The organism is Synechococcus sp. WH 8016 (assembly GCF_000230675.1).
Taxonomy (GTDB): Bacteria; Cyanobacteriota; Cyanobacteriia; order PCC-6307; family Cyanobiaceae; genus Synechococcus_C.
The window spans coordinates 48,191-69,630 of the sequence record NZ_AGIK01000007.1; the positions used below are offsets into that span (position 1 = coordinate 48,191).

Annotated in this window: 27 protein-coding genes and 1 tRNA gene; 14 read left to right on the plus strand and 14 right to left on the minus strand. The window is 57.3% G+C overall.

Going from position 1 to position 21,440, the window contains the following annotated elements; all coding sequences use genetic code 11:
* Positions 1–9: 9 nt before the first annotated feature.
* On the minus strand, positions 10–1,863 hold the full coding sequence (locus tag SYN8016DRAFT_RS13485) for a GspE/PulE family protein (protein WP_038014984.1): 1,854 nt from the start codon (positions 1,861–1,863) through the stop codon (positions 10–12).
* On the opposite strand from SYN8016DRAFT_RS13485, the gene grpE reads away from it, so the two are divergent.
* From grpE to rsgA, 4 genes are read left to right on the plus strand one after another with little or no spacing between them, the layout of a single operon-like run.
* Complete coding sequence (gene grpE, locus SYN8016DRAFT_RS13490; protein WP_038014957.1) at positions 1,862–2,587, plus strand: nucleotide exchange factor GrpE; 726 nt, start codon at positions 1,862–1,864, stop codon at positions 2,585–2,587. The two genes, SYN8016DRAFT_RS13485 and grpE, sit on opposite strands and share 2 nt — an antisense overlap.
* A 42-nt stretch (positions 2,588–2,629) precedes the next feature.
* On the plus strand, positions 2,630–3,760 hold the full coding sequence (gene dnaJ / locus SYN8016DRAFT_RS13495; protein WP_006854978.1) for a molecular chaperone DnaJ: 1,131 nt from the start codon (positions 2,630–2,632) through the stop codon (positions 3,758–3,760).
* Positions 3,761–3,763: 3 nt separating this feature from the next.
* A complete protein-coding gene (locus SYN8016DRAFT_RS13500; protein ID WP_006854979.1) occupies positions 3,764–4,006 on the plus strand; it encodes a sulfurtransferase TusA family protein in 243 nt (80 codons plus the stop codon).
* A complete protein-coding gene (gene rsgA, locus SYN8016DRAFT_RS13505; RefSeq protein WP_371212452.1) occupies positions 3,993–4,901 on the plus strand; it encodes a ribosome small subunit-dependent GTPase A in 909 nt (302 codons plus the stop codon). Before SYN8016DRAFT_RS13500 ends, rsgA begins: the two co-directional genes overlap by 14 nt.
* On the opposite strand, the gene SYN8016DRAFT_RS13510 is transcribed toward rsgA, so the two are convergent.
* The 3 genes from SYN8016DRAFT_RS13510 to murC are packed head-to-tail and all read right to left on the minus strand — an operon-like array spanning position 4,876 to position 7,607.
* Entirely contained in the window at positions 4,876–5,217 is a 342-nt protein-coding gene (locus tag SYN8016DRAFT_RS13510; RefSeq protein WP_006854981.1) for a YbaB/EbfC family nucleoid-associated protein, read from the minus strand. The genes rsgA and SYN8016DRAFT_RS13510 overlap by 26 nt on opposite strands.
* Positions 5,218–5,241: 24 nt before the next feature.
* The gene (gene murB, locus SYN8016DRAFT_RS13515; protein WP_006854982.1) at positions 5,242–6,180 is read right to left on the minus strand and encodes a UDP-N-acetylmuramate dehydrogenase; all 939 of its coding nucleotides are present in this window, start codon (positions 6,178–6,180) and stop codon (positions 5,242–5,244) included.
* Positions 6,156–7,607 carry a UDP-N-acetylmuramate--L-alanine ligase gene (gene murC / locus SYN8016DRAFT_RS13520; RefSeq protein WP_038014958.1) on the minus strand — a complete coding sequence of 484 codons (1,452 nt, stop codon included), beginning with the start codon at positions 7,605–7,607 and terminating at the stop codon, positions 6,156–6,158. Before murC ends, murB begins: the two co-directional genes overlap by 25 nt.
* Positions 7,608–7,773: 166 nt before the next feature.
* Here murC and gap point away from each other — a divergent pair, with 166 nt between their 5' ends.
* Entirely contained in the window at positions 7,774–8,799 is a 1,026-nt protein-coding gene (gene gap, locus SYN8016DRAFT_RS13525) for a type I glyceraldehyde-3-phosphate dehydrogenase (RefSeq protein ID WP_006854984.1), read from the plus strand.
* A 65-nt stretch (positions 8,800–8,864) separates the two neighbouring features.
* On the opposite strand, the gene thiL is transcribed toward gap, so the two are convergent.
* Entirely contained in the window at positions 8,865–9,845 is a 981-nt protein-coding gene (gene thiL / locus SYN8016DRAFT_RS13530; RefSeq protein ID WP_006854985.1) for a thiamine-phosphate kinase, read from the minus strand.
* Positions 9,846–9,852: 7 nt separating this feature from the next.
* Complete coding sequence (locus SYN8016DRAFT_RS13535; protein ID WP_006854986.1) at positions 9,853–10,926, minus strand: peptidylprolyl isomerase; 1,074 nt, start codon at positions 10,924–10,926, stop codon at positions 9,853–9,855.
* A gap of 65 nt (positions 10,927–10,991) precedes the next feature.
* On the opposite strand from SYN8016DRAFT_RS13535, the gene efp reads away from it, so the two are divergent.
* A complete protein-coding gene (gene efp, locus SYN8016DRAFT_RS13540; protein ID WP_006854987.1) occupies positions 10,992–11,555 on the plus strand; it encodes an elongation factor P in 564 nt (187 codons plus the stop codon).
* Positions 11,556–11,557: 2 nt separating this feature from the next.
* Complete coding sequence (gene accB / locus SYN8016DRAFT_RS13545; RefSeq protein WP_006854988.1) at positions 11,558–12,037, plus strand: acetyl-CoA carboxylase biotin carboxyl carrier protein; 480 nt, start codon at positions 11,558–11,560, stop codon at positions 12,035–12,037.
* Here accB and pdxA read toward each other — a convergent pair.
* A complete protein-coding gene (gene pdxA, locus SYN8016DRAFT_RS13550) occupies positions 12,024–13,052 on the minus strand; it encodes a 4-hydroxythreonine-4-phosphate dehydrogenase PdxA (protein WP_006854989.1) in 1,029 nt (342 codons plus the stop codon). The genes accB and pdxA overlap by 14 nt on opposite strands.
* On the opposite strand from pdxA, the gene SYN8016DRAFT_RS13555 reads away from it, so the two are divergent.
* A complete protein-coding gene (locus tag SYN8016DRAFT_RS13555) occupies positions 13,051–13,245 on the plus strand; it encodes a hypothetical protein (protein WP_038014960.1) in 195 nt (64 codons plus the stop codon). The genes pdxA and SYN8016DRAFT_RS13555 overlap by 2 nt on opposite strands.
* Here SYN8016DRAFT_RS13555 and SYN8016DRAFT_RS13560 read toward each other — a convergent pair.
* Entirely contained in the window at positions 13,208–14,137 is a 930-nt protein-coding gene (locus SYN8016DRAFT_RS13560) for an SDR family oxidoreductase (RefSeq protein ID WP_006854990.1), read from the minus strand. The two genes, SYN8016DRAFT_RS13555 and SYN8016DRAFT_RS13560, sit on opposite strands and share 38 nt — an antisense overlap.
* 72 nt (positions 14,138–14,209) lie before the next feature.
* Between SYN8016DRAFT_RS13560 and SYN8016DRAFT_RS13565 the strand changes: the two genes are divergently transcribed.
* Positions 14,210–14,401, plus strand: coding sequence for a hypothetical protein (locus SYN8016DRAFT_RS13565; RefSeq protein ID WP_038014963.1), 192 nt, complete (start codon positions 14,210–14,212; stop codon positions 14,399–14,401).
* Here SYN8016DRAFT_RS13565 and SYN8016DRAFT_RS13570 read toward each other — a convergent pair whose 3' ends face one another.
* A complete protein-coding gene (locus tag SYN8016DRAFT_RS13570; RefSeq protein ID WP_006854991.1) occupies positions 14,402–14,833 on the minus strand; it encodes an HNH endonuclease in 432 nt (143 codons plus the stop codon). It abuts the gene before it with no gap.
* Between the two features lie 281 nt (positions 14,834–15,114).
* Between SYN8016DRAFT_RS13570 and SYN8016DRAFT_RS13575 the strand changes: the two genes are divergently transcribed.
* A complete protein-coding gene (locus SYN8016DRAFT_RS13575) occupies positions 15,115–16,623 on the plus strand; it encodes a DEAD/DEAH box helicase (RefSeq protein WP_038014986.1) in 1,509 nt (502 codons plus the stop codon).
* Here the strand turns inward: SYN8016DRAFT_RS13575 and SYN8016DRAFT_RS13580 are convergent.
* The 3 genes from SYN8016DRAFT_RS13580 to SYN8016DRAFT_RS13590 form a co-directional block, all read right to left on the minus strand.
* A complete protein-coding gene (locus tag SYN8016DRAFT_RS13580; protein WP_006854993.1) occupies positions 16,578–16,964 on the minus strand; it encodes a hypothetical protein in 387 nt (128 codons plus the stop codon). The two genes, SYN8016DRAFT_RS13575 and SYN8016DRAFT_RS13580, sit on opposite strands and share 46 nt — an antisense overlap.
* 11 nt (positions 16,965–16,975) lie before the next feature.
* On the minus strand, positions 16,976–17,431 hold the full coding sequence (locus SYN8016DRAFT_RS13585; RefSeq protein ID WP_006854994.1) for a DUF6554 family protein: 456 nt from the start codon (positions 17,429–17,431) through the stop codon (positions 16,976–16,978).
* 62 nt (positions 17,432–17,493) lie between these two features.
* A complete protein-coding gene (locus tag SYN8016DRAFT_RS13590) occupies positions 17,494–18,009 on the minus strand; it encodes an AbrB family transcriptional regulator (RefSeq protein WP_006854995.1) in 516 nt (171 codons plus the stop codon).
* An 84-nt stretch (positions 18,010–18,093) separates the two neighbouring features.
* Here SYN8016DRAFT_RS13590 and SYN8016DRAFT_RS13595 point away from each other — a divergent pair, with 84 nt between their 5' ends.
* The 3 genes from SYN8016DRAFT_RS13595 (at position 18,094) to SYN8016DRAFT_RS13605 (ending at position 18,908) form a co-directional block, all read left to right on the plus strand.
* The gene (locus SYN8016DRAFT_RS13595; RefSeq protein ID WP_006854996.1) at positions 18,094–18,384 is read left to right on the plus strand and encodes a hypothetical protein; all 291 of its coding nucleotides are present in this window, start codon (positions 18,094–18,096) and stop codon (positions 18,382–18,384) included.
* Positions 18,385–18,422: 38 nt separating this feature from the next.
* On the plus strand, positions 18,423–18,626 hold the full coding sequence (locus SYN8016DRAFT_RS15885) for a hypothetical protein (protein WP_006854997.1): 204 nt from the start codon (positions 18,423–18,425) through the stop codon (positions 18,624–18,626).
* An 87-nt stretch (positions 18,627–18,713) separates the two neighbouring features.
* Entirely contained in the window at positions 18,714–18,908 is a 195-nt protein-coding gene (locus SYN8016DRAFT_RS13605) for a hypothetical protein (RefSeq protein ID WP_006854998.1), read from the plus strand.
* 3 nt (positions 18,909–18,911) lie between these two features.
* Here SYN8016DRAFT_RS13605 and SYN8016DRAFT_RS13610 read toward each other — a convergent pair.
* Positions 18,912–18,983 (minus strand) — tRNA-Gly (locus tag SYN8016DRAFT_RS13610).
* Positions 18,984–19,034: 51 nt separating this feature from the next.
* Positions 19,035–20,189, minus strand: a complete 1,155-nt coding sequence (locus tag SYN8016DRAFT_RS13615) for an alanine--glyoxylate aminotransferase family protein (protein WP_038014988.1) — start codon at positions 20,187–20,189, stop codon at positions 19,035–19,037.
* Positions 20,190–20,243: 54 nt separating this feature from the next.
* On the opposite strand from SYN8016DRAFT_RS13615, the gene cbiD reads away from it, so the two are divergent.
* Positions 20,244–21,434 carry a cobalt-precorrin-5B (C(1))-methyltransferase CbiD gene (cbiD, locus tag SYN8016DRAFT_RS13620; protein WP_050802764.1) on the plus strand — a complete coding sequence of 397 codons (1,191 nt, stop codon included), beginning with the start codon at positions 20,244–20,246 and terminating at the stop codon, positions 21,432–21,434.
* Positions 21,435–21,440 lie beyond the last annotated feature (6 nt).

A 21,440-nucleotide genomic window follows, 5' to 3' on the forward strand; every position in this document is an offset into this window, starting at 1 on the left:
TCGGAGCTCTCACTGACGGGGTGTCAGGCAATACAGGCATTCCAGCCAACCTTCTTGAAGTCCGCCACCACATCCACGGCAAGTAACAGTGGTGAGGGCCCTGGCCCGTTGTTCCGATTCCAGGCCCGCATCCGTCAGCACCATCCGGTCCACCTCCTCCAGGGTGGTGTGACCTTCGCGTACGAGATCAAGGCTGTAGCCGAGCAGGGTTTTCATGCCTGATTCCAGGGCCAACTGGCGGACGAGATCAGTGGTAGCGCCTTTGGCAACGGATGCCGCCAGGGCTTCATTCATCCGCAGCACTTCGTACACACCGATACGGCCCTTGTAACCCGTGCCCTGACAGCTGGGGCAGGGTGGTTCAGGTCCTTCATGATGCTTCGCCTTGAAAAAGGTGACATCGCCTTCATGGCTCGTCATTAGGCCGAAGCGTCCTAATTCTTGGGACTGTGGGTGGTAGGGAATGCGGCAATCGCTGCACACGCGCCTCAGCAAGCGTTGAGAGACGATGCCAAGCAAGGATGCGCTCACCATGAACGGTTCAACACCCATTTCGTCGAGGCGGGCGATGGCGCTCGGGGCATCGTTGCAGTGCAGGGTGGTTAAAACCAGGTGTCCTGTAAGAGCCGCTTCGATGGCAGTTTTTGCTGTTTCCTGATCGCGGGTCTCACCCACTAACAGCACGTCTGGGTCCTGGCGCATGAAGGCGCGAAGAGCTGTGCTGAAGTCAAATCCTTTCTCACGATTCACTTGACATTGAGTAATGCCAGGCAATGTGTATTCAATGGGGTCTTCTACGGTAGAGATATTAATCCCTGGTTGGTTGCGCTCAGCTAAGAGGGAATAAAGAGTTGTGGATTTACCAGATCCTGTTGGACCGGTCACAAGAATCATCCCGAATGGTTTGGAGCCAAGGGTTCGCACTAGCTCGAGTGTGGTGGGATTAGAGATAAGTTTGTCCAGCCCTAATTGAGTGGATTGGCTATCGAGTAAGCGCAGGCAAATTTTTTCTCCGTAGCGGCTGGGCAAGCTATTCACACGGAAGTCAACGGTTCGTCCTTTGTATTGCCGTCGAATACGACCGTCCTGGGCCTGCCTCCGTTCAGCAATATCAAGATCGGCCATGATCTTGAAGCGAGAGGTAATGGCTGGAATTAATTTGGATGAAATAGGTTGCGTCAAATTGTTGAGCACACCATCCTTTCTTAGTCTGATCTGCAATCCAGATTGTTGGGGTTCAACATGAATATCGCTGGCATTCATGTCTAACGCTTTGATTAAAATACGGTCGACCAGTGTGACGATCGGAGATTGATCATTTCCTGATGGGGTGATGTCTACTAGGGAAACCGAATTGTTCTGAATATCGCTTTCATTTGGATCGCTTGTTAATATGCCTTCAACATCAAATCCATCTAGAAGGGATTTTGCTGTCTCGCTGATTGATGTTTGGTTTGTAGTGGAATCTGATTCGAAGGCTTGTGGATCAAGAACCCGCTTTAGATCCGCTGCATTGGCAAGGACGAGCTTGGAGATATAGCCATGGCTTCTCAAAACCTGCTTGAGTTGTTCTCGATGGTCTCGGTCGCTGCTGCTTGCGATGGCCACCATCAGGCCGTCGTCGCTGAGATGGATGGGGAGCGCTTGAAGTTGCTTCCAGGTTTCCAGGTCCAAAACCTTCCCTGATTGGAGGAGTGCTTCGCCAGAGGCGAGCTCTGCTTCTGAAATCAGCTTTGCCGGCAGAGCAGGCGGCAGGGGCATTCGGTTGGAGTCGGCGCTCATGCTGATTCGGCTTTCCGCGCTTGTGGTGGGTCCGTGTGACCCTTCAACATGTCTAGACGTGATTTCGCATCTGGTCAGCATGAGCGGCGACGCTTCCATCCCGGCTAACGAATCGGCATCGGATGTTCCCGAAGCCCAGCAGGACCCCACCCCCTCTGTTGAGGAAACCCCCGGCGCTGCTTCTCCCGACGCTGTTTCAGAGGGAGCTCCCTCTGAGCAGAAAAATGAGGCGCGGCTTGAGCAACTGGAGCGCGAGCACAGCACCCTTCGCCAAGAACACGAAACCCTGAGTGCTCAGTACGTGCGCATCGCGGCCGACTTTGACAATTTCCGCAAGCGTCAGAGCCGGGATCAGGACGATCTGAAGTTGCAGATCACCTGCAGCACCCTGAGTGAAATTCTGCCTGTGGTTGATAACTTTGAACGCGCTCGTCAGCAACTTGATCCCCAAGGAGAAGAAGCGCAATCGCTGCACCGCAGCTATCAGGGTCTCTACAAGCAACTCGTTGACGTTCTCAAGCAATTGGGTGTGGCCCCGATGCGGGTGGTTGGTCAAGAGTTCGACCCCAGCCTTCATGAAGCGGTGCTGCGCGAACCCAGTGACGAACATCCAGAAGACGTGGTGGTTGAAGAACTGCAGCGTGGTTATCACCTCAGCGGCAAGGTGTTGAGACACGCTTTGGTCAAGGTGTCGATGGGACCTGGACCTCAGCAGTCAGATTCAGCAGCCCTTGGAACTGAGGGCGGTGATAGTGCACCAACCCAAGGGGATGACGGTTCTTCGACGCCGGAGGCGAGCGAATGATTCAAAACTTGTGCCTAGTGTGCGCAGCGGAATGACGAGCTGATGGCCGATTACTACGACCTCCTAGGCGTGAGCAGGGATGCAGACGCCGACACCCTGAAGCGCGCCTACAGGCGTATGGCTCGCCAATATCACCCTGACATCAATAAGGATGCAGGAGCTGAAGATCGCTTCAAGGAGATTGGTCGCGCCTATGAGGTGCTGAGCGATCCCCAAACCCGCGGGCGCTATGACCAGTTCGGTGAGGCCGGGCTCGGTGGCGGCGGTGGCATGCCCGATATGGGCGATATGGGTGGCTTTGCAGACATCTTCGAAACCTTTTTCAGTGGGTTCGGTGGTGCTGCTAGTGGCGCAGGTCGTCAGCGCAGGCGAGGGCCTCAACAGGGAGATGACCTCCGCTACGACCTCACAATTGATTTTGATCAGGCTGTGTTCGGTCAAGAGCGGGAGATTCGCATCCCCCACCTCGAGACTTGCACCACCTGTAGTGGTAGTGGCGCCAAAACAGGGAGTGGTCCCACCACCTGTACCACCTGTGGCGGAGTTGGGCAGGTGCGTCGCGCCACGCGGACGCCATTCGGGAATTTTGAGCAGGTGGCTGAATGCCCCAGTTGCAATGGCACGGGACAGGTGATTGCTGATCCCTGTAGTTCCTGTGGTGGTCAAGGGGTCACGCAAGTCCGTAAGAAATTACGAATCAACATTCCCGCTGGTGTCGATACAGGCACCCGATTGCGGGTGTCTGGTGAGGGCAATGCCGGTCTGCGTGGTGGACCGTCCGGAGATTTGTATGTTTTCCTCACGGTTAAGTCCCATCCGAGCTTGAGGCGCGACGGGCTCACCGTCCTGTCAGAGGTGAAGGTGAGTTACCTGCAGGCGATCCTTGGCGACACCATTGAGGTGGAAACTGTGGATGGACCTGAATCGCTGGAGATTCCAGCCGGCACCCAGCCCAATTCCGTTTTAACGCTTGAAAACAAGGGCATTCCCAAGCTGGGCAATCCAGTGGCCCGTGGTCATCAGCGCATCTCCGTCACGGTGACCTTGCCGACCCGTCTCAACGATGAGGAACGCGGTCTTCTTGAAGATCTGGCTGGACACCATTCAGCCCGTGGTGAGCAGCATCACCACCATAAAAGCGGTCTGTTTGCCCGACTCTTCGGGCAACGCTGACGGATGCGTGACGCCCCCTCCGATCATTATCTGGATCTAAGGGGCACCCCCTGTCCAATCAATTTCATTCGTTGTCGTTTGGCCTTAGAGGCCATGGCCCCCGGTCAGCATTTTCAGGTTGATCTCGATCGGGGAGAGCCTGAGGAGATGGTGATACCGGGGCTCACTCGGGAGGGTCATCAGGTGGAGGTGATCGACCAAGCCAAGGATTGGGTGCGTCTTCAGGTGGTGTGTGGTGGTGGTTGATCAGCCGGCTCAGTCCGGCATGGTTGTGGCGCTCCAGGCCAACTACTTGGAGGTGGAGCTCGATCAGGTTTCCGAGTTGATTCCCTCACGACTGCTTTGCACGCGGCGCACGCGCTTGAGTCATCGCGGGGAGGCGGTCTTTGTTGGAGATCGGGTCAGGGTAGAAGCCATTGATGTGAGCCATGCCCGTGCGGTGGTCGCTGATGTGGAACCTCGCTTCAGTTTTCTGACACGCCCGCCTGTCGCCAATGCCACCACGGTGGTCGTGGCATTGGCCGTGGACCAACCAGCGTTTGATCCGGATCAGGCCAGTCGTTTTTTGTTGACAGCAGAGCGAACGTCCCTTGTTGTGCAGCTGGTTCTCACGAAAACCGATCTCTTAGAGCCGGAGGCATTGGAGACCCTGCGCCTGCATGCCTGGGGGTATCCCCCTTTATTGGTGTCGACGAGCAACGGCCTTGGGCTCTCCAATTTGAAAGAACGTCTTGCTGGATCGCCTCTTTCTGTGCTTTGTGGGCCCTCAGGCGTTGGCAAGAGCTCCTTGCTGAATGCCCTGATCCCTGATCTCGAGCTGCGGATCGGCGCCGTTTCCGGACGGTTACAGCGGGGACGTCACACCACGCGGCATGTGGAGTTGCATCGCTTGGGCGCTGAGGCACGCGTTGCTGATACACCCGGTTTCAACCGGCCAGAGTTGCCAGATGACCCCAGAAATCTTGAGGTGTTGTTTCCAGAATTACGCGCGCAACTCGAGCATCATCCCTGCCGTTTTCGGGATTGTTTGCATCGTGATGAACCTGGATGCGGAGTCACGCGCGATTGGGAGAGATACCCGATCTACAGGCGAGCCGTAGAGGAACTTCTGGGTCTTAGCCGCCCATCCCGGGGAGGTTGAGATTGAGTCCGCCAGTGAGTTCTTCCATGCGTTCTTTCATCGTGCCGGTGGAGCGTTCATAGGCGGATTGCAAAGCCGCGAGTGTGGCGGCTTCTGTGGCTTCCTGTCCTTCGCTCAGCAGGGTTGGATCCAGCCGCACCCTCAAGGGTTGTTGATTGCCGGATAACCAGATACTGGCTCGACCGTCTTCACTGTTGCCCTCGATCTCCATGGCATCGAGTTCTTCTTGCAGTTTTTGCGCGTCTTGCTGGATTTGTTGAGCCTTTCGGAAGGCCTCGGTGAGCTGTCCGAAATTGGGAAGTCCAAACCCTGCCATGACGCCAATGAAGTGACGCGAAGGCTAATCGGTCGTTTGAAAGCCCAGGCGTTTCACTTCAGGATGCAAAGTGATTCCGTGGATTCGCTCCACTTCGTTCTGCACGAAGTCGATCAGGGAGCGGATGTCATCGGCCGTGGCATCGCCAACGTTGACGATGAAATTGGCATGCACCGGTGAGACCTCGGCGCCTCCGATGCGTTTCCCCTTGAGCCCTAAGCCTTCGATGAGCTGACCAGCTTTTTCGGGTTCTGGGTTGCGGAACACACTTCCGCAGCTTGGCCATTGGTATGGCTGGGTGGTGGTGCGATGACTGAGGTTGCCACTGGTCTTTCGCATTAACTCCTTGGCGTCGTGGCCTGGCTCTAATTGGAACTGCGCCGCAATCACTAAGTGTTCGCTGCCTTGAAGAAGGCTGTGGCGGTAGTCGTAGTCGAGCTCGGCGTTGCTGAGCATCGTGGTGGTCTTCACCGCGTCCGTTAGCGATCGATCGATCACCTCCACGTAGGTCAGCGAGTCGGCTGTGGAGCCGCCCTGAGCTCCTGCGTTCATGGCCGCGGCCCCTCCCACGGTTCCAGGGATGCCAACGGCCCATTCCAGCCCGTGCAAGCCGAGTCTCGCCGCGCGCCTGGCAAGCGTGGGAAGCGGTTCACCCGCTAGAGCCTTCACCTGACCTGTTTCAGCATCTAGTTGGCTGCCTTGCAGGCGGCGTAAGCACAGAGTGAGGCCTGGAAGACCAGCGTCAGCAATCAGCAGGTTTGATCCCGCTCCAATCACTCGGGTGGTGAGCCCTTCCGTTTGGGCCCACTGGAGAAGCGCGAGACATTGTTCAGCATCGTTGGGCTCGGCTAACCATTGCGCTGGACCTCCCACCCGCCAAGTGGTGTAGTTCGCGAGGGACACCTGTTGTTGGAGAACCCCAGACTCGAGAAGGGCATTCAGGCTGCGATCGCCGGTGAACATGACGCCTCTCCTCCAATTCCTTGCTGGGACAGACGGTCCCAGAGACTGTTCACATCACCAGCGCCCATCGCCAAAATCAAGTCTTCAGGCTGACTGTGCTGCATCACCAGTCCTGTGAGCTCATCCATCGTGTTGGCCACAAAGACGGGTTGATGGGGATCCATCAGCCGAATGGAGCGTGCCAGAAGCTCACTATCGATGCCCTCGATTGGTTGTTCACCGGCGCCATAAATCGGCGCAAGAACGAGGGCGTCAGCGGATAAGAGTGCCTGGGCAAACGCGTTGAGAAACTCTTGAGTCCGGCTGTAGCGGTGCGGTTGGAAAACAGCGAGAAGGCGTTGGGGTGTGCGTGGTAGGGGGCTTCGGCCGCTTTGCACCATCAGTTGGGCCATGGTCAGAGTGGCCTGAACTTCGCTGGGGTGATGGGCATAGTCATCCACCACTTGTCGGTTTTGCCACTCCCCACGGAAATCAAAGCGGCGACCTGGTGAACGCAGTTCTGTCACAGCCGACAGAAGGGCCTCCAAGGGAACACCTTCCATGCGGCAGGCCGCTAAGGCCGCCACCACGTTGCTCAGGTTGTGCAGACCAGGCAGGGGAAGGGTGATTCGACCCATCCGTTGTCCTTGCTCGTAATAGTCGGCGATGGTGCGATCCCCATCAAGTTGCACAGGCAAAGCGGCGTAATCGGCGGTTTCGCAGTGGTGAACAGACCAACAGGCATCGGCTTGAAAGTGTTCTTGAAGAATCGGATCGTCTTGATTGATCAGCAGGCGTTTGCAGCTTCGGCCAAAGGTTTTCATCGTCTCGATCAGGTCGTCGAGATTGCGGTAATGGTCCGTATGGTCCAGTTCGAGATTGGTGATCATCCCGAGGCTGGCCTTGAACTTCACCAGGGATCCATCCGATTCGTCTGCCTCAGCCACCAGCAGACGACCGTTTCCGCTGTGGCCGTTGCTGCCATAACAGGGGACGACACCACCAATCACGGCGGTGGGATCTTCGCCAACGGTGGCAAGGAGCGTGGTCACCACAGTGCTTGTGGTGGTTTTTCCATGGCTACCGGCAACAGCGATCGCGGGTTGTTGTTCGATCAACCAGGCCAGAAGGTCGGAGCGATGCCAAATCGTTAAATCCAAGCGTCGCGCTTCGATCAGCTCTGGATTGGTGCTGGGAATGGCCGTGCTGACCACCACCAAGGGCGCGTTAATGCCTCGCTCGCTGAGGTGGGTGAAATTGTTGGAGACCTGGCTTTCGAAGAGGGCGAGTGCTTTCGTCTCAAGCGCCTGCATGGCAGGTGTGAGTTTGCGATCGGATCCGCTCACGGAATGGCCACGTTCCGCAAGAATCAGGGCCAAGGCCGACATGCCGATGCCGCCCATCCCAATGAAGTGAATGTGCTTCTGGGATTGGATCGAATCGGCCAAGGGGAGTCAACGTGAGGACAAACGATAATCCAGCTTTTCCTTGTGGCCAACTGCCCGAAGCTCATTCGCTTGAATTTTTTGGCAGATCAATAGGAGGATTTTCCAAATAAATTCTGTATGATCTGCGGCCAAAACCCCTACGCGGTAAGACCGCTTTATTTCTGCCATGACCTTGCGCGTTGCCATCAATGGATTCGGCCGAATTGGTCGCAATGTGCTGCGAGGTTGGATCAGTCGCGGTGCTGACACTGGTCTGGAAATCGTGGGCATGAACTCCACGTCTGATCCCAAGACCAGCGCACACCTGCTCACCTACGACTCGATTTTGGGTCGTCTGGATCCATCAGTGGACATCAAAACCACCGATGACTCCATGTTCATCAATGGCAAGGAAATCAAATTCTTCGCCGATCGCAACCCCCTCAATTGCCCCTGGAAGGAATGGGGAGTGGATCTGGTGATCGAATCCACCGGTGTGTTTAACACCGATGAGAAGGCCAGCATGCACATCCAGGCTGGTGCCAAGAAGGTGATTCTCACCGCCCCTGGTAAGGGTGCTGGGGTCGGCACATTCGTGGTTGGAGTCAACGACGATCAGTACCGCCACGAAGATTGGGACATCCTCAGCAACGCCAGTTGCACCACCAACTGCTTGGCGCCCATCGTCAAAGTTCTGGATCAGAACTTCGGCATGGAATGGGGTTTGATGACCACTATTCACAGCTACACCGGTGACCAGAGAATCCTGGACAACAGCCACCGCGACTTGCGTCGTGCCCGTGCAGCTGCCCTGAACATGGTGCCAACCACAACCGGCGCAGCCAAGGCTGTTGCCCTGGTTTACCCCGAAGTGAAGGGCAAGCTCACCGGCTTCGCCATGCGCGTTCCCACTCCCAACGTGTCCGCTGTTGACCTCACCTTCGGAACCTCCAAGGGCCCATCGGTTGAAGATGTCAAAGCAGTGATGAAGAGTGCCTCGGAAAATGGCATGAAGGGAATCATCAAGTACAGCGACTTGCCCCTCGTTTCCACCGATTACGCCGGCACGAACGAATCAACAATCTTTGATGCTGATCTCACCTACGCCATGGGTGACAAAGCTGTGAAAATTCTTGCTTGGTATGACAATGAGTGGGGCTACAGCCAGCGCGTCGTCGACTTGGCTGAGGTTGTTGCCAAAGGTTGGAAGTAACCCTCAGCTTCAAGATCGCCTTCATCTCCAGCCCTCCCTTAGGGGAGGGTTTTTTATGCGCCTGATTAGCCGTAATGGGAGAACCCTGATGGCTGGAGCAGCGCACCATCGTCGGCCCAGAGGATCTTGCCTTCGTCGGTCGTGATGGCTCCGAAGCAATAACTTCCAGGCTGATGCTGTGTCCAGGATTCAGCCCACTCAGGAGGCAGGCTCAGCACGAGTTCGAAATCTTCGCCTCCACAGAGGCACCAGCGATCCCATGGGCCGTCACAGGGCCAGCTAGCGGCGCGTGGGAGAGCCTCTCTGCGCAGAACAGCGCCGCAGCCACTGCTTCGACAGAGACCGGTCACGGCAGCAAGCAGGCCATCGCTGCTATCGGTCCCACCGGCTCGCCAGGGAAGGTGGTCGGGTTTGCAGGCGATGAGGGTCTGAAGGGCGTCAAACCTTGGCCATGGGCGCTGGTGGCATCGAATCGCTTGCTCTTTCAGCGTGAGAGGAAGAGAGCGTGCGCTGGGGAGCGGTGTGTCTTGCAGGAGTGCCAGGCCAAGTCGGCTCAGTCCATGGGGGCCGCTGCTCATCAGCAGATCACCCGGTTGGGCCTCTGCTCGATGCAGTCGCAACGGTCCGACCCGTGCAAAGGCACTGATGGAGAGCAGTCGTTGGTTGCCGGTGCTGCAGTCACCTCCCAGCAGAGTTCCACCAAAGTGCTCGAGAGCTTCTGAGATGCCTTGATACACCTGTTCGACCCACCACCAGGATGTGGTTCCTGGGGCTACCAAGCCCACCGTGATCCCCTCCACCTGCTCGGAGCCGCTGGCCGCTAGATCAGACAGGTTGGCGACAACGGCACGCCAACCCACATCGGCGGGGGCGGTGGTGGCATCGCTGAAATGAACACCTTCCACCATGACGTCGGTGTTCACGAGCAGAGCCCTGGAATCAGGTGGAAGCAAGGCTGTGTCGTCGTTGAGCTGGCCGGGGGGAGCAAAGCCGGCTAGACGGTCCAGCAGCTCCGCTTCTCCGAGTTCGGCCAGCGTGATGCTCACGGCAGCATCAGGCGTGATCTTGTAGGCGATCGGCGCCTTCGATCACTTGGATGCGTTTAATTCCATCGTCAACGCCCAGCTCTTCGAGAACGTCAAAGCCATCCACCACGTAGCCAAAGGCGGCATTGCGCCCGTCTACGAGGTTGAGGCCAGCAGGCGTGAGTTCTGCTTCGTAAAGGAACAGGAAGAATTGCGATGACCCATCATCAAGGGCCTGGTCGGAATGGGCCCAGCCCAGAGTCCCGAGGGTGGAAAAAGGAAGCACGGCTGCTGCTTTAAACAGACCAACGTCCTCGAAGGTTTCGTTGTAGAGGGTGTCGGTTTCGCCTGGAACGCGAATCTCTAGGGGAACGTGGCGTTCCTCTTTGGTTTTTGGGTCGACGTAGCCGATGTCTGGACCTTCCGGGTCTCCGGTTTGAAGGATGTAGAAATCTTCAGCGCGGTTGAAAGGGAGACCGTCATAGAAGCCCTTCAGGCTGAGATCGATAAAAGCGCCTGCTGTGAGAGGGGCGTTGTAGCCGTCCACAACGGCTGTGAGGTTTCCCTGGGTGGTTTCGATCACCACGGTTGCCCGCCCAGCAAGCCTTGGTAGGGCATCGAATTCGGAGGGGATGTCAGGAAGACGATCGTCGATCAGCAGGGCTTCGAGATCACCGACTCGGCTCAGAGTGTCGCGACGGATCTGGATGAATCCATCTCTGTCATTGGCATCTGTTTCGTCTTGAAGCTTGACCAGGTCAGCGCGCACCTCATTGAGGAGCAACTCAGCCTGACTGCGTTGCTCCGCAGGAACGGCTTCAAGAATGCTGTTGCCTCTGGTGGCCACCAGTTTCTGCGTGCGGCTCACCGTGCGTCCCAAAGCACTCCAGCGCTTCGCACGTAAATCGTTACTCGTGGATTCCAGCCGATGTTGAAGCTCGCGGAGATCCTCTTGATTCATCGGCAACGAATCGCGCAGGATCGCCGCAGGATCCTGTACGGCATTGCCTTGAGGGAGATCTGCCCATACCGGTTTGGCAAGCCAGAGGCCAAAGGCGGCTAGCCAGGCAAGAAGCAGAGCGGTCAGACGGCGGTGAGCCAAGGAGAACCCCAGGTGCTATCAGGACTTTGGCACAGCCGTATGATCCACTGAACCGTTCAGCGGGAATGATCTCCAGCAACGACTTTCGCACCGGCACCACGATCGAGCTGGACGGAGCTGTCTGGCGCGTTGTCGAATTTCTGCACGTCAAGCCAGGCAAGGGATCTGCGTTTGTACGGACCAAGCTCAAGGCTGTCCAAAGCGGCAGTGTGGTGGAGAAAACTTTTCGGGCTGGAGAGATGCTTCCCCAGGCTGTGCTCGAGAAGTCGAAGCTTCAACACACCTACATGGAAGGCGAAGATTTTGTCTTCATGGACATGTCCTCCTATGAAGAGACGCGCCTAACCGCCAAACAGATCGGAGAGAGTCGTAAATATCTCAAGGAGGGTATGGAGGTGAATGTCGTCACCTGGAATGACAAGCCATTAGAGGTTGAATTGCCGAATTCGGTTGTGTTGGAGATCGCTCAGACCGACCCCGGTGTGAAGGGAGACACGGCAACCGGCGGGACGAAACCTGCCATCTTGGAAACCGGTGCTCAGGTGATGGTTCCCCTGTTTTTATCGATCGGCGAAAAAATTAAGGTTGATACTCGCAACGACACCTATCTGGGACGGGAGAACGGTTAATCATGCAGCTCGACCACGATCAGCTTCACACCCTGCTTGCCGCTCTCGTCGAGAGCGATATCCAGGAATTCCGCCTCGAGGGAGACGACTTCCGTTTGGAAGTGCGTCGCAACCTTCCTGTCACCACGGTGGCTGCACCCTTGGCGCCCGTGGCGTCTGTACCGGTTGCGCCCCCCCAGGACAGTCCTGCTGTTGAGTTACCCGCAGGAACCCCGCCGCCGCCGGCTGGATCTCGTTCAGACCTGTTGGAGGTGACGGCGCCCATGGTGGGCACCTTCTACCGAGCTCCGGCGCCAGGAGAACCTTCTTTCGTTGAGATCGGAACCCGCATCGGTGTAGGCCAAACGATCTGCATCCTTGAGGCCATGAAGCTGATGAACGAGCTCGAATCTGAGCTGGCTGGTGAGGTGGTTGAAATCCTGGTGGAGAACGGCACCCCTGTGGAATTTGGTCAGGTGTTGATGCGCGTTAAACCCGGCTGAGGTCCCAGGCGGCCCGAATCGCTGCCACCATGCTTGTCGATCTCGCCACCCCTTGTCCTGCGATGTCGAAGCCGGTCCCATGATCTGGCGAGGTGCGCAAGAACGACAGTCCCAGAGTGGTGTTGACGGCCTCATCGAAGGCCATCAGCTTCATGGGGATCAAGCCTTGGTCGTGATATAGCGCAAGGATCCCATCGGGTGATTCAGGTTGGCCTCCCCGCTGCCAGGCCATGGCTGCGCTCAGCCAGCAGGTGTCGGGAGGCAGCGGTCCGCTCAAATGGATGTGGGGATGGTTCTGCTGCCACTGGTGGAGTGCTGGGATCAGCCAGGTTGTTTCTTCGCTGCCAAGGCGGCCCTGTTCTCCAGCGTGGGGATTGAGGCCAGCGACGAGTAGGCGTGGGTTGGGATTGAACCTCAGGCAGAACGCGCTCAGCACGTCCAGCTTGCGGAGTACGAGCTCGGGAGTGAGTGCAGCGGGAACGTGTTGAAGGGGAATATGCGTTGTGGCGAGAAGGGTGTTCAGCCGCCAGCCATGGTTGGGTGAGACGGCTGTGAACAGCATCGAAGCTTGCGGTGCGCCGTCGAGTTCTGCCAGGCGTTCTGTTTGGCCCGGATAGTCATGTCCTGCGGCATGCCAGGCATGTTTCGCAATGGGTGCTGTGACCAGAGCTCTTCTGTGCTCCTGTTTCACACGCGAGACGGCATGGCTCAGCCAGCGAAAACTGGCTGCCCCGCTTTCAGGGCTCGCTGCCCCAGGGGTGATCTCGTCATGGATCGGAAGGTCGTCCATGTCGAGATCGCTGGGGTCGATCAGGAGGGGGCACTGTTGGGTTTTCAGCCTGGCGTACGTTTGCTCCAAACTTTTTCGGCAACCCACAACGAGGGGGTTCAGTTCCTCGGGCAGTCGTGGATCGGCGAGGGCTTTCAAGGTCACCTCCATGCCGATTCCAGCAGGATCACCGAGAGCAATCACCAGGCGGTCGGTAGCGTCAGGGGAGGGTTGAGAGAAGGACATGCTGCGCTGGTTGCTCCTGGGGTTATTGCTTTATGGGTTGGGAACGGCGTTGCGGAAGGGTTGGATTGAAGTGCAATGGCAGCGGTTGTTCGAGGATGCGGGACTCACGGAAACCGATTCAGACAAGCCGATTCCGTTGCACGAATTGCCGATGCTTAAGGCTCCACCTCGGGTTCAGGATTCATCGCGTTGAAGCCTTCCGCATCGAAACAATCCTTGAGCCCGCAGGAAAAATCGGGATGCAAAAAGGTGTACCCCAGCTCGTCTCGCAAGAGCGCATTGCTCACTTTGCGGTTGTCTGCCCAGAACGAGAGTGCCATGGGGCTCATGCTGGCTTGGGCTTCCCTGAAGGGGATCGCTGCTGGGAGGGTGCATCCCAAGAGTTCAGCGGCAAACCGTTGAAGCTCGAGCCGGGAGGCGGGTCTGTTGTCGCTGATGTTCACCACCGTTGGTCGCTGTCCTGCTGCGGCGCGATGCATGAGATGCCAGCAGGCTCCTGCGAGGTCATCCACATGGATTCGGCAGAACATCTGCCCTGGTTGATCCACAGGCGTCAGGTTGCCTGAGCGGATGGCAGCTAGGGGGGAGCGGCCAGGCCCATAGATCCCTGGTAGGCGCAGGATCTGGACTGGCAGGCCGCTGTTGCGCCAAAGCTGCTCACACTCCAACCGTTTTTGGCTGCGGAGTTGAGTGGGTTGGGGCTCGTGGGTTTCATCCACCCAGTTGCCATGGCTATTCCCATAGACGCCTGTGGTGGAGAAATAGCCCACCCATTGCAGGGGCAGCTGCTGCAGCTGCTCTCCTAGGCACGACAGCACGGGATCCGTTCCCTCTTTGCTGGGTGGGATGGTGCTGATCAGATGGGTGACGGAGGCGAGCGCGTCGTGGCTTGGCACGATCCCCTGGGCGCTGTCGAAGGCCAGATCATCGCTGCTGGATTCTGGGCGGCGGCGCGTGCAGATCACTCTCGTTCCAAGCGCTTTGGACAACTGGGCCAGATGGCCCCCGCTGAATCCAGCGCCGAGGATGCACAACGTGGCATCCGGTGGGAGTGGAACACAACGGTTGACAAGAGCGTTCAGCATCAGTACAAACGTATTAATTGCAGTTTCGTTGTGGCTGATTCTTCCTTTTCACTGGTCCCCTCACGGGATTCCATGCTGCCTCAGGGTCGGCTGTCGCGTCGTGATCGTGCCCAGGCCCAAGACACTCCAAGGCTTCGCACGGTTTCAGCGCTTTTGGCAGCGGCTCTGGTGACGGGCGCCTTCTTGCTGGCTCCAGATCGGCCTGAACAAAGCGCCTCGATCTGTGAGCAGTATCACTCGGAGGCGGCCTGTCGGGTGTGGTGATCAGGCCGTACGAAGCCCCCAGTTCTGTTCGTCATCCCCATGGGGGTGGGAGCCTTTTGGCCGTTCAGAATGGGGTGGTTGGTTGTGTTCAGGCTGAGCCCATTGCAGCAATTTCATGGCGAGGCTCAGATCGCTATCAATCCAGGCACGAATCGCCATGGCGCGGCGCGGATCATAAAAGCGTTGACGCCGGTACCAATCAAAAACATCGGCGTCAGATTTCTGTCCGTTGCACGACAGGCAAGCTGGAACACAATTTTCAGTCACGCTCATCCCCCCCCGGCTCAGGGGGAACACATGGTCGATGGATTCAGAAGGTTTGCCGCAATAAATGCAACGGTTGCTGGTGTGGAGATGGATCGATTGACGCCAGCGTCGATTGCGCAGCTTGGGACAGAGATCCTCTAGGAAAACCGCATCCCGGCTGTGCATCCCGATACCTCAGCTACGGGGAGTCTGACGTGAGGGCAGGGTTCGTCAACGTGTCGAACGCTGCATTTTCAAGGTCATGCAGTTTTTGATTGATCGATAGATCAGTGAATAGACCAGTCAGGCTTGTGTGGGCTAGGGCACTTCAGAGCTGTTGAGAGGATTAGCGTCTGAATCCTTGAATCTGAATCACGGCTTCATCACCATCAGCGTGCACGCTGGGATTGACTCCGTCTGGATTGGTGCAGGCTCGTTACCCCTTCGATGCGGTAACCCATGCGGAGATGCGCAGAATTCGTCCCCGGGGCGTATGGCGTGGTTCTCGGCTGGGTTGGGAATTTCCGCTTGCGGCAGCTGAGGCTCTGTTGCAACGGTTTGAACGGCGCTTCCGGGTGGATGAGGAGCTGATGCGTTGGTTGCATTGGCATCGTCATCCGCTCCCCCCTCTGCCGCCTCATCGAGAGCTGATTGCGCACGCTGATCTGGATCAACGCTTGCGTGACGGCCGCTTACCAATGCCTCATCAGCGCTCTGGTGCTCGCTGGTTGTTAGCGCGGCGCGGGGCGGTGCTGGCCGATGAGATGGGTCTCGGTAAAACCCTCACCGTGTTGCTGGCGGCGAGAGCTTTGCTGCGCGCCTTGCCGCTGCGGTTGTTGGTTGTGGCCCCTGTGGGGTTGCATTCGCATTGGCGCCGTGAGGCCGCGGCCCTTGAGCTCATGCCGGAGCTTTGTAGTTGGGCGCGCCTTCCGTCTGAGCTCCCGGAGGCGGGCACCTTGCTGCTCGTCGATGAGGCCCATTACGCCCAAACTCTGCGGGCGCAACGCACCCAGGGTTTTTTGCGTCTTGCCCGGCATCCCCGCCTGCGAGCCATTTGGATGCTCACGGGCACACCCATGAAGAACGGCCGGCCTGATCAGCTGTATCCCTTACTCGCTGCCATGGACCATCCCATTGCTCGGGATCAGCACTCCTATGAGGAATTGTTTTGTCAGGGGCATTTCCGCGAGCAGGGCGGACGGCAGCGTTGGCAAACCACAGGCGCCAGTCGATTGGACGAGCTGCGACGCTTGACCCGACCGCTGGTTTTGCATCGTCGAAAGCAGCAGGTTTTGGACCTCCCCCCCAAACAGAGGATGTTTGAAGGGATCGATCTCGACGCTGAGGAGCTCAAGGGTTTTGATTACCGCCTGCGGCTGGTCATCGATGACTATCGCCAGCGGGTGGCGGAGGGATTGGTGCGGTCTGATGCCGAATCCTTGGCGGTCCTGACAGCTTTGCGGCAAATTGCAGCCGAATTCAAGTTGCCGGCTGCGCAACAGTTGATTCAGCGTTTGCGCCAGCAGCACAAGCCGATCGTCTTGTTCAGCAGCTTTGTGGATCCGTTGCTGCTGCTCCACGAACGCCTGGGAGGCGTTTTGCTGACAGGCCGGCAGAAACCTGAGCAGCGGCAGTTGGCTGTCGACCGCTTTCAAGCTGGGGAGACCGACTTACTCCTGGCCACCTTTGCTGCCGGTGGGCTTGGGTTTACGCTCCACCGCGCTCAGCATGTGGTGCTCTTGGAACGGCCTTGGACGCCTGGAGACATCGATCAGGCGGAAGATCGTTGCCATCGCATTGGTAAAGAAGGAGGCCTGATCAGCCATTGGCTTCAGCTTGGCCTTGCCGATCAGCTTGTGGACGCTTTGGTGGCTAGCAAAGCGGAACGGATTAAACTGCTGCTGGGTCCGCGTCGCGTCACGCTCGAGCGTCAGCCGTTGCCCACGATGCTGTCCCGTTGTTTGCAGGATTTATGACGCACATTCAGTTCATGCACCACCATCGGATCCGTGGATCGCTTGCTTTGGCGCAGTAGCGCCATGGCTTGGGTCACATCTGCGCAGGCTTGGTCGGTCTTGCCCATCAAGGTAAGCAACAGCGAGCGATCGGCGAGCGCGGCTGGTTTGTCTGCATGCGCGTCCACAACTTCGTTGCAGCGTTGGAGTGCTTGATCGAGCTTGTTCAGATCAAGATCTGACATGCAATCGGCAATGGATGTTTCAGCGGAAACGCTGGAGGGCTTCGGTTCGGATCGGCTGCGGCAGCCCAAACCTGTGAGAAGCAAACCGCCAATCATCAGGATGGGAATGAATCGCATGGAAGGGAAAGTCAATAGCTGTAGCGGTCGTCCTCGCTCCAGTCGGAGGAGGTTGTGTTGGACGAGCTTGAGGTGTTAGACGAGCTTGATGGAGCTGCAGGATTGATCGTGCTGTCGATGGTGCTTTGCAGGCCATTCGAACCTTTGGATGAACCGAAGAGATCGCCGAGATATTTGCCGCAATCTGGGTAGCTACCCGGTTCTTTCACCACAGCTTCTGTGATCATCACCGCCGCATGTTCTGGTGATGTCTTGAACATTCCGCTTTTTTGGCGTTTGATCAGGGCATAAGCCGCTTCCCAGCTCACTTTGTGATCATTTCCATTGCTGCGCATGAAGCAGTAAATCTGAGCTCCTTTCGCGGCCGAATCAACGGAGCTGGAGGCGCTAGGTGGAGCGATGAAAGTCAGTCCTGCCAGTCCAGCCACGGGCAGTAAAAGGGCAAGGCGCTGGCGCAGACGAACCATGGCAGAACCAATGAAGCGATCAGGCCAAAGTATCGATTGAAAGCGTTCTGTCTAGGTCTCCGTCAGGAATCACCAAGCCCAAGCGGAGTGAGCAATTTCACAACAACAGGGATGACCAGCAAGACTGTGATTAGGCGAACGGCATGCAGTGCCGCAACGGCTGCTCCAACGCCGTAGTCAGCCCCCACCAGGCTCATGCCGCTGATGCCTCCAGGTGCTGCACCCAGAAGGGTGACAAGAGGATCAACGCCCAGCAGCCTGCTGCTCCACAGCCCCACCACAATGCCGGTGAGCACGAGGGTGAGCGTGATCAAAACGGCAGGCTTCCACAACTGCTGCAGTTGATCGAGTGAGGCTTTAGTCAGGCCTGTACCGATCACGGTGCCAATGGCAATCTCAAGACAGGTCTTGGTGCCTGCTGGCCATTGGGCGACCTCGAGACGCCCACTCATGCTCACCATGGCTGCTCCGATCAGTGCGCCTGCCAGTGGAGCAGCAGGAATTCCGGTGCGAGTGGCCAGCAACCCCATGCTCGTTCCGGCCAAGAGGTAGAGGAGCACCGTTGTGAGTGGGGGCATGAACACCACGCTGCAGATTGATCCTTAGTCTGGTTCGCACGGTTGTGATGTGCTGTTATCGGGGCACAACTGTTTGTTGGGGCGATGACCCAGTCCGTTTCCTTCCGCATTACCCGGACCGCTGAGGACGTGGCGCAGACTCTGAACGCTTTATCGCAACGGCTGATCAAGCTCGAGAATCGGCTTGAGAGCTTGGAGTTGCAGCTGGAACGCCAGTCCTCTGAGGCCAACGCCATGCCCAAAGACGAGTTGGAACGTCTTGATGGGGTGGATCGCTTGCTAACCGACTGCCGAGATCTCTTGCTGCGTTCTGAACCTCAATGGGTGGATCACCCCAACCCTGTTATGTGCTCGGAGCAAGACTTGGCTGCCTAACGCCTTTCGTGGGTGGCACAATTTGAAGAAAGCCACCTATGGCTCATCCATCGGTCAATTCTGCAGCGACTTGTCAAGTCCTGCCGCGCAACCATCAAAGTTTTTTTGAAGGTGGTCACCAGCTCGAAAAGTTGGAATTCGCTCTTGCTGTTGCAATCACCCGTGGTGATGACAGCAGATGTGAGTTGCTTCGAGGTCAGATTGCAGAACTTGGAGGCAACATCGAGGAGCCTGGTACTTGAGTTGCGATTGATGTTGGATTCATTCGTTAGACTATTGTCACTAAAGTGAAGTTAGTGTTGACTTCGGTCCTCGATAGAACTCCAACGATGGTGCAATCTGCTCCCAATCAAAAACAGGAGCATCTTGCTAAAGCTGATGTGTTATTTCAGCAAGCACAATCTGCAGCTGAAGCCGGCGATGTTTCGTCTTCAGGGTCCCTAATTTTGAAAGCGCTAGAACAGGAGCGGCGTGCTGGCACCGTCGGACCTCAAGTGATGCAGTTGATTAAACCAAGATCTTGACAAAGCGGGTGACCGGATTCGAACCGGCGACGTCCAGCTTGGGAAGCTGACATTCTACCGCTGAATTACACCCGCATAGGCGTGATTCTATCTCACGCCCGTAGCTGTAGCTAATGAATTATTCCTCTAATTATTGCTTAAAACGGCAGATGCGGCAGTAAGTCCAGCACCCATCTGGCCCTTATGCAAGCCGAGGGAATGCAACACGGCTTCAATGGCAGCGACGGCCGTCAAGACATCTCGATCGCATACAAATCCGAGATGGCCAATGCGAAAAACTTTTCCTTTGAGGTGGTCTTGACCGCCAGCTAACAGGATGTCGAAGCGATCTTTGATGGTTTTACGCAGCAATTCCGCATCCATTCCTTCAGGTGCGACTGCCGTAATGGCCGGACTTCCATGGCCTTCGGCTGCAAACAGTGCCAAGCCGATCGCTTTCATGGCCGCTTGTGCTGCATCGCGGTGACGCGCATGGCGGGCAAAAATTGCTTCTAGACCTTCTGCCTGCATCATCTCCAGGGCAGCATCAAGAGCGAAGTACAAATTCACGGCCGGCGTGAACGGATTGCTGTTTTTCGCGGCCGTTTTTCGATAGGGACCCAAATCCAAATAGAACTTGGGCAGATCCGAGCGCTCGTAGGCCGTCCAAGCCCGCTCACTCATGGCGACGAAGCTGAGTCCTGGAGGCATCATGTAGCCCTTTTGGGATCCAGATGCGACCACATCCAGCTTCCAGTCATCCATGGGCACGTTGGTTGCGCCGAGGCTGGTGACGCAGTCGGCGATGGTCAGCGCTGTGCCATGGGCTTGGACATGGCGGCTGATCGTTTCAAGATCGTTGATCACCCCTGTGGAGGTTTCTGAATGGGTCAAGATCACCGCGCGGATCGTTTTGTCGCTGTCGGCTTCTAACGCGGTCCGGAAGTTGTCTGGGTCGAGGGGTTGTCCCCAGTCCGCCTTGATGACGTCCACCTCAAGGCCGTAGGCACGCGCCACCTTCACCCAGCGCTCGCCGAACTTGCCGTTGTCGCCACAGATCACCCGATCTCCGCGGCTGAGCGTGTTGATGATTCCAGCTTCCATCGCCGCTGTGCCGCTACCGGTGATCACCAGCACGTCGTTGTTGGTCTGATGCAGCCAGCGCAGTTGAGCCGTTGTCCGTTCCACCACCGCTTGAAACTCACCGCTGCGGTGCCCGATGGGATGGCGTCCCATCGCTTTCAGAACCGTTTCTGGCACCGGGGTGGGTCCGGGGATCATCAGGGTGAGCTTGTCCTGCACGTCCGGAAGAGCGCCAATCGTCCATTCTAAAAAACGATCCGCTTGCAATTCGGTATCACCCAATCCCTCACAGATCTCCCCTCAGGGCTGACTCTCCCCGTCTGGGTTGCCGCTGCAGCTCGCGCGGCTACGCAGGTGTTGTGTGGGCAGACGTTTGAAAATCCACAATCGCTGCAGATTCCAGGTCGCGATCAGGCCCTAGGCGTGCCCGTGCAATCGGCAGCACCCTTGCATGGGGGTGAGCAAGCGTTGGCGATCAGCCGCTGCGATCCAGGTCCAGGTCTTGATCTCACGCGGGATTTAGAAATTTGGGTTCAGGCGCGTTGGAGTCAATCGCAAACAGGTTGCTTAGAGACAGGTTGGTTAGAGATCGTGCCGGGGGAGGGGATTGGCCGAAAGGGGCGTGAAGGTGATCTTTGCGCTTCTGACTTTGCTCGCCGTTTGTTGGAGGCAAATCTGCGAGACCTGGTGTCTCCTGGTCAATGTCTGCAGTTGGAAGTTGTGTTTCCGCGTGGCCGCGAGCTGGCCCAGCGCACCAGTAATGCGGCGTTTGGCGTGGTGGATGGTTTGGCCTTGATTGGCACGCAAGCGGAGGTGCAGTCGAGTGCATCGCCCGATCAGCTGCGCGCCAGCCTTGATGCTCTTCAGTTGATTGCGGGAGCTTCCGACTTCTGCGGATCGCTCACCCTGGTGATTGGGGAAAATGGGCTTGATCTCGCCCATCAGCTGGGTCTTGCCGATCAACAGCCTTTGCTGAAGGCAGGGAACTGGATTGGGCCATTGCTTGTGGCGAGTGCGGAAGCGGGGGTGAGCAACCTGCTGTTGCTGGGTTATCACGGAAAGCTGGTCAAATTGGCTGGCGGGATTTTTCACACTCACCACCATTTGGCGGATGGTCGTTTAGAGGTTCTTGCGGCGATTGCCCTGCAGCAGGGACTCGGTGTGGATCTGATCAAAGAGCTGCTGGGTTGTGCGTCGATGGAATCGGCGCTTCAACAGCTCGAGAAGCGAGATTGCGCCGAGGCGGATCGGGTTTGGCAAGCGATTGCACAGGCGGTTGAAGGGCGAAGCGAGGCCTATCTAAAGCGTTATGGCGCCTGGCCTATGCGGGTCGGTGCGGCGCTCTTTGATCGCCAACGCCAGTTGCGTTGGACTGGCTTGACAGGGCACTCCCTTCTCGCGCGTTGCGGACTGGGCATTCATCTGCAAGGGGGAGAGGCCGGTTTTGATCCTTCTCTACGCTGAGGGAAC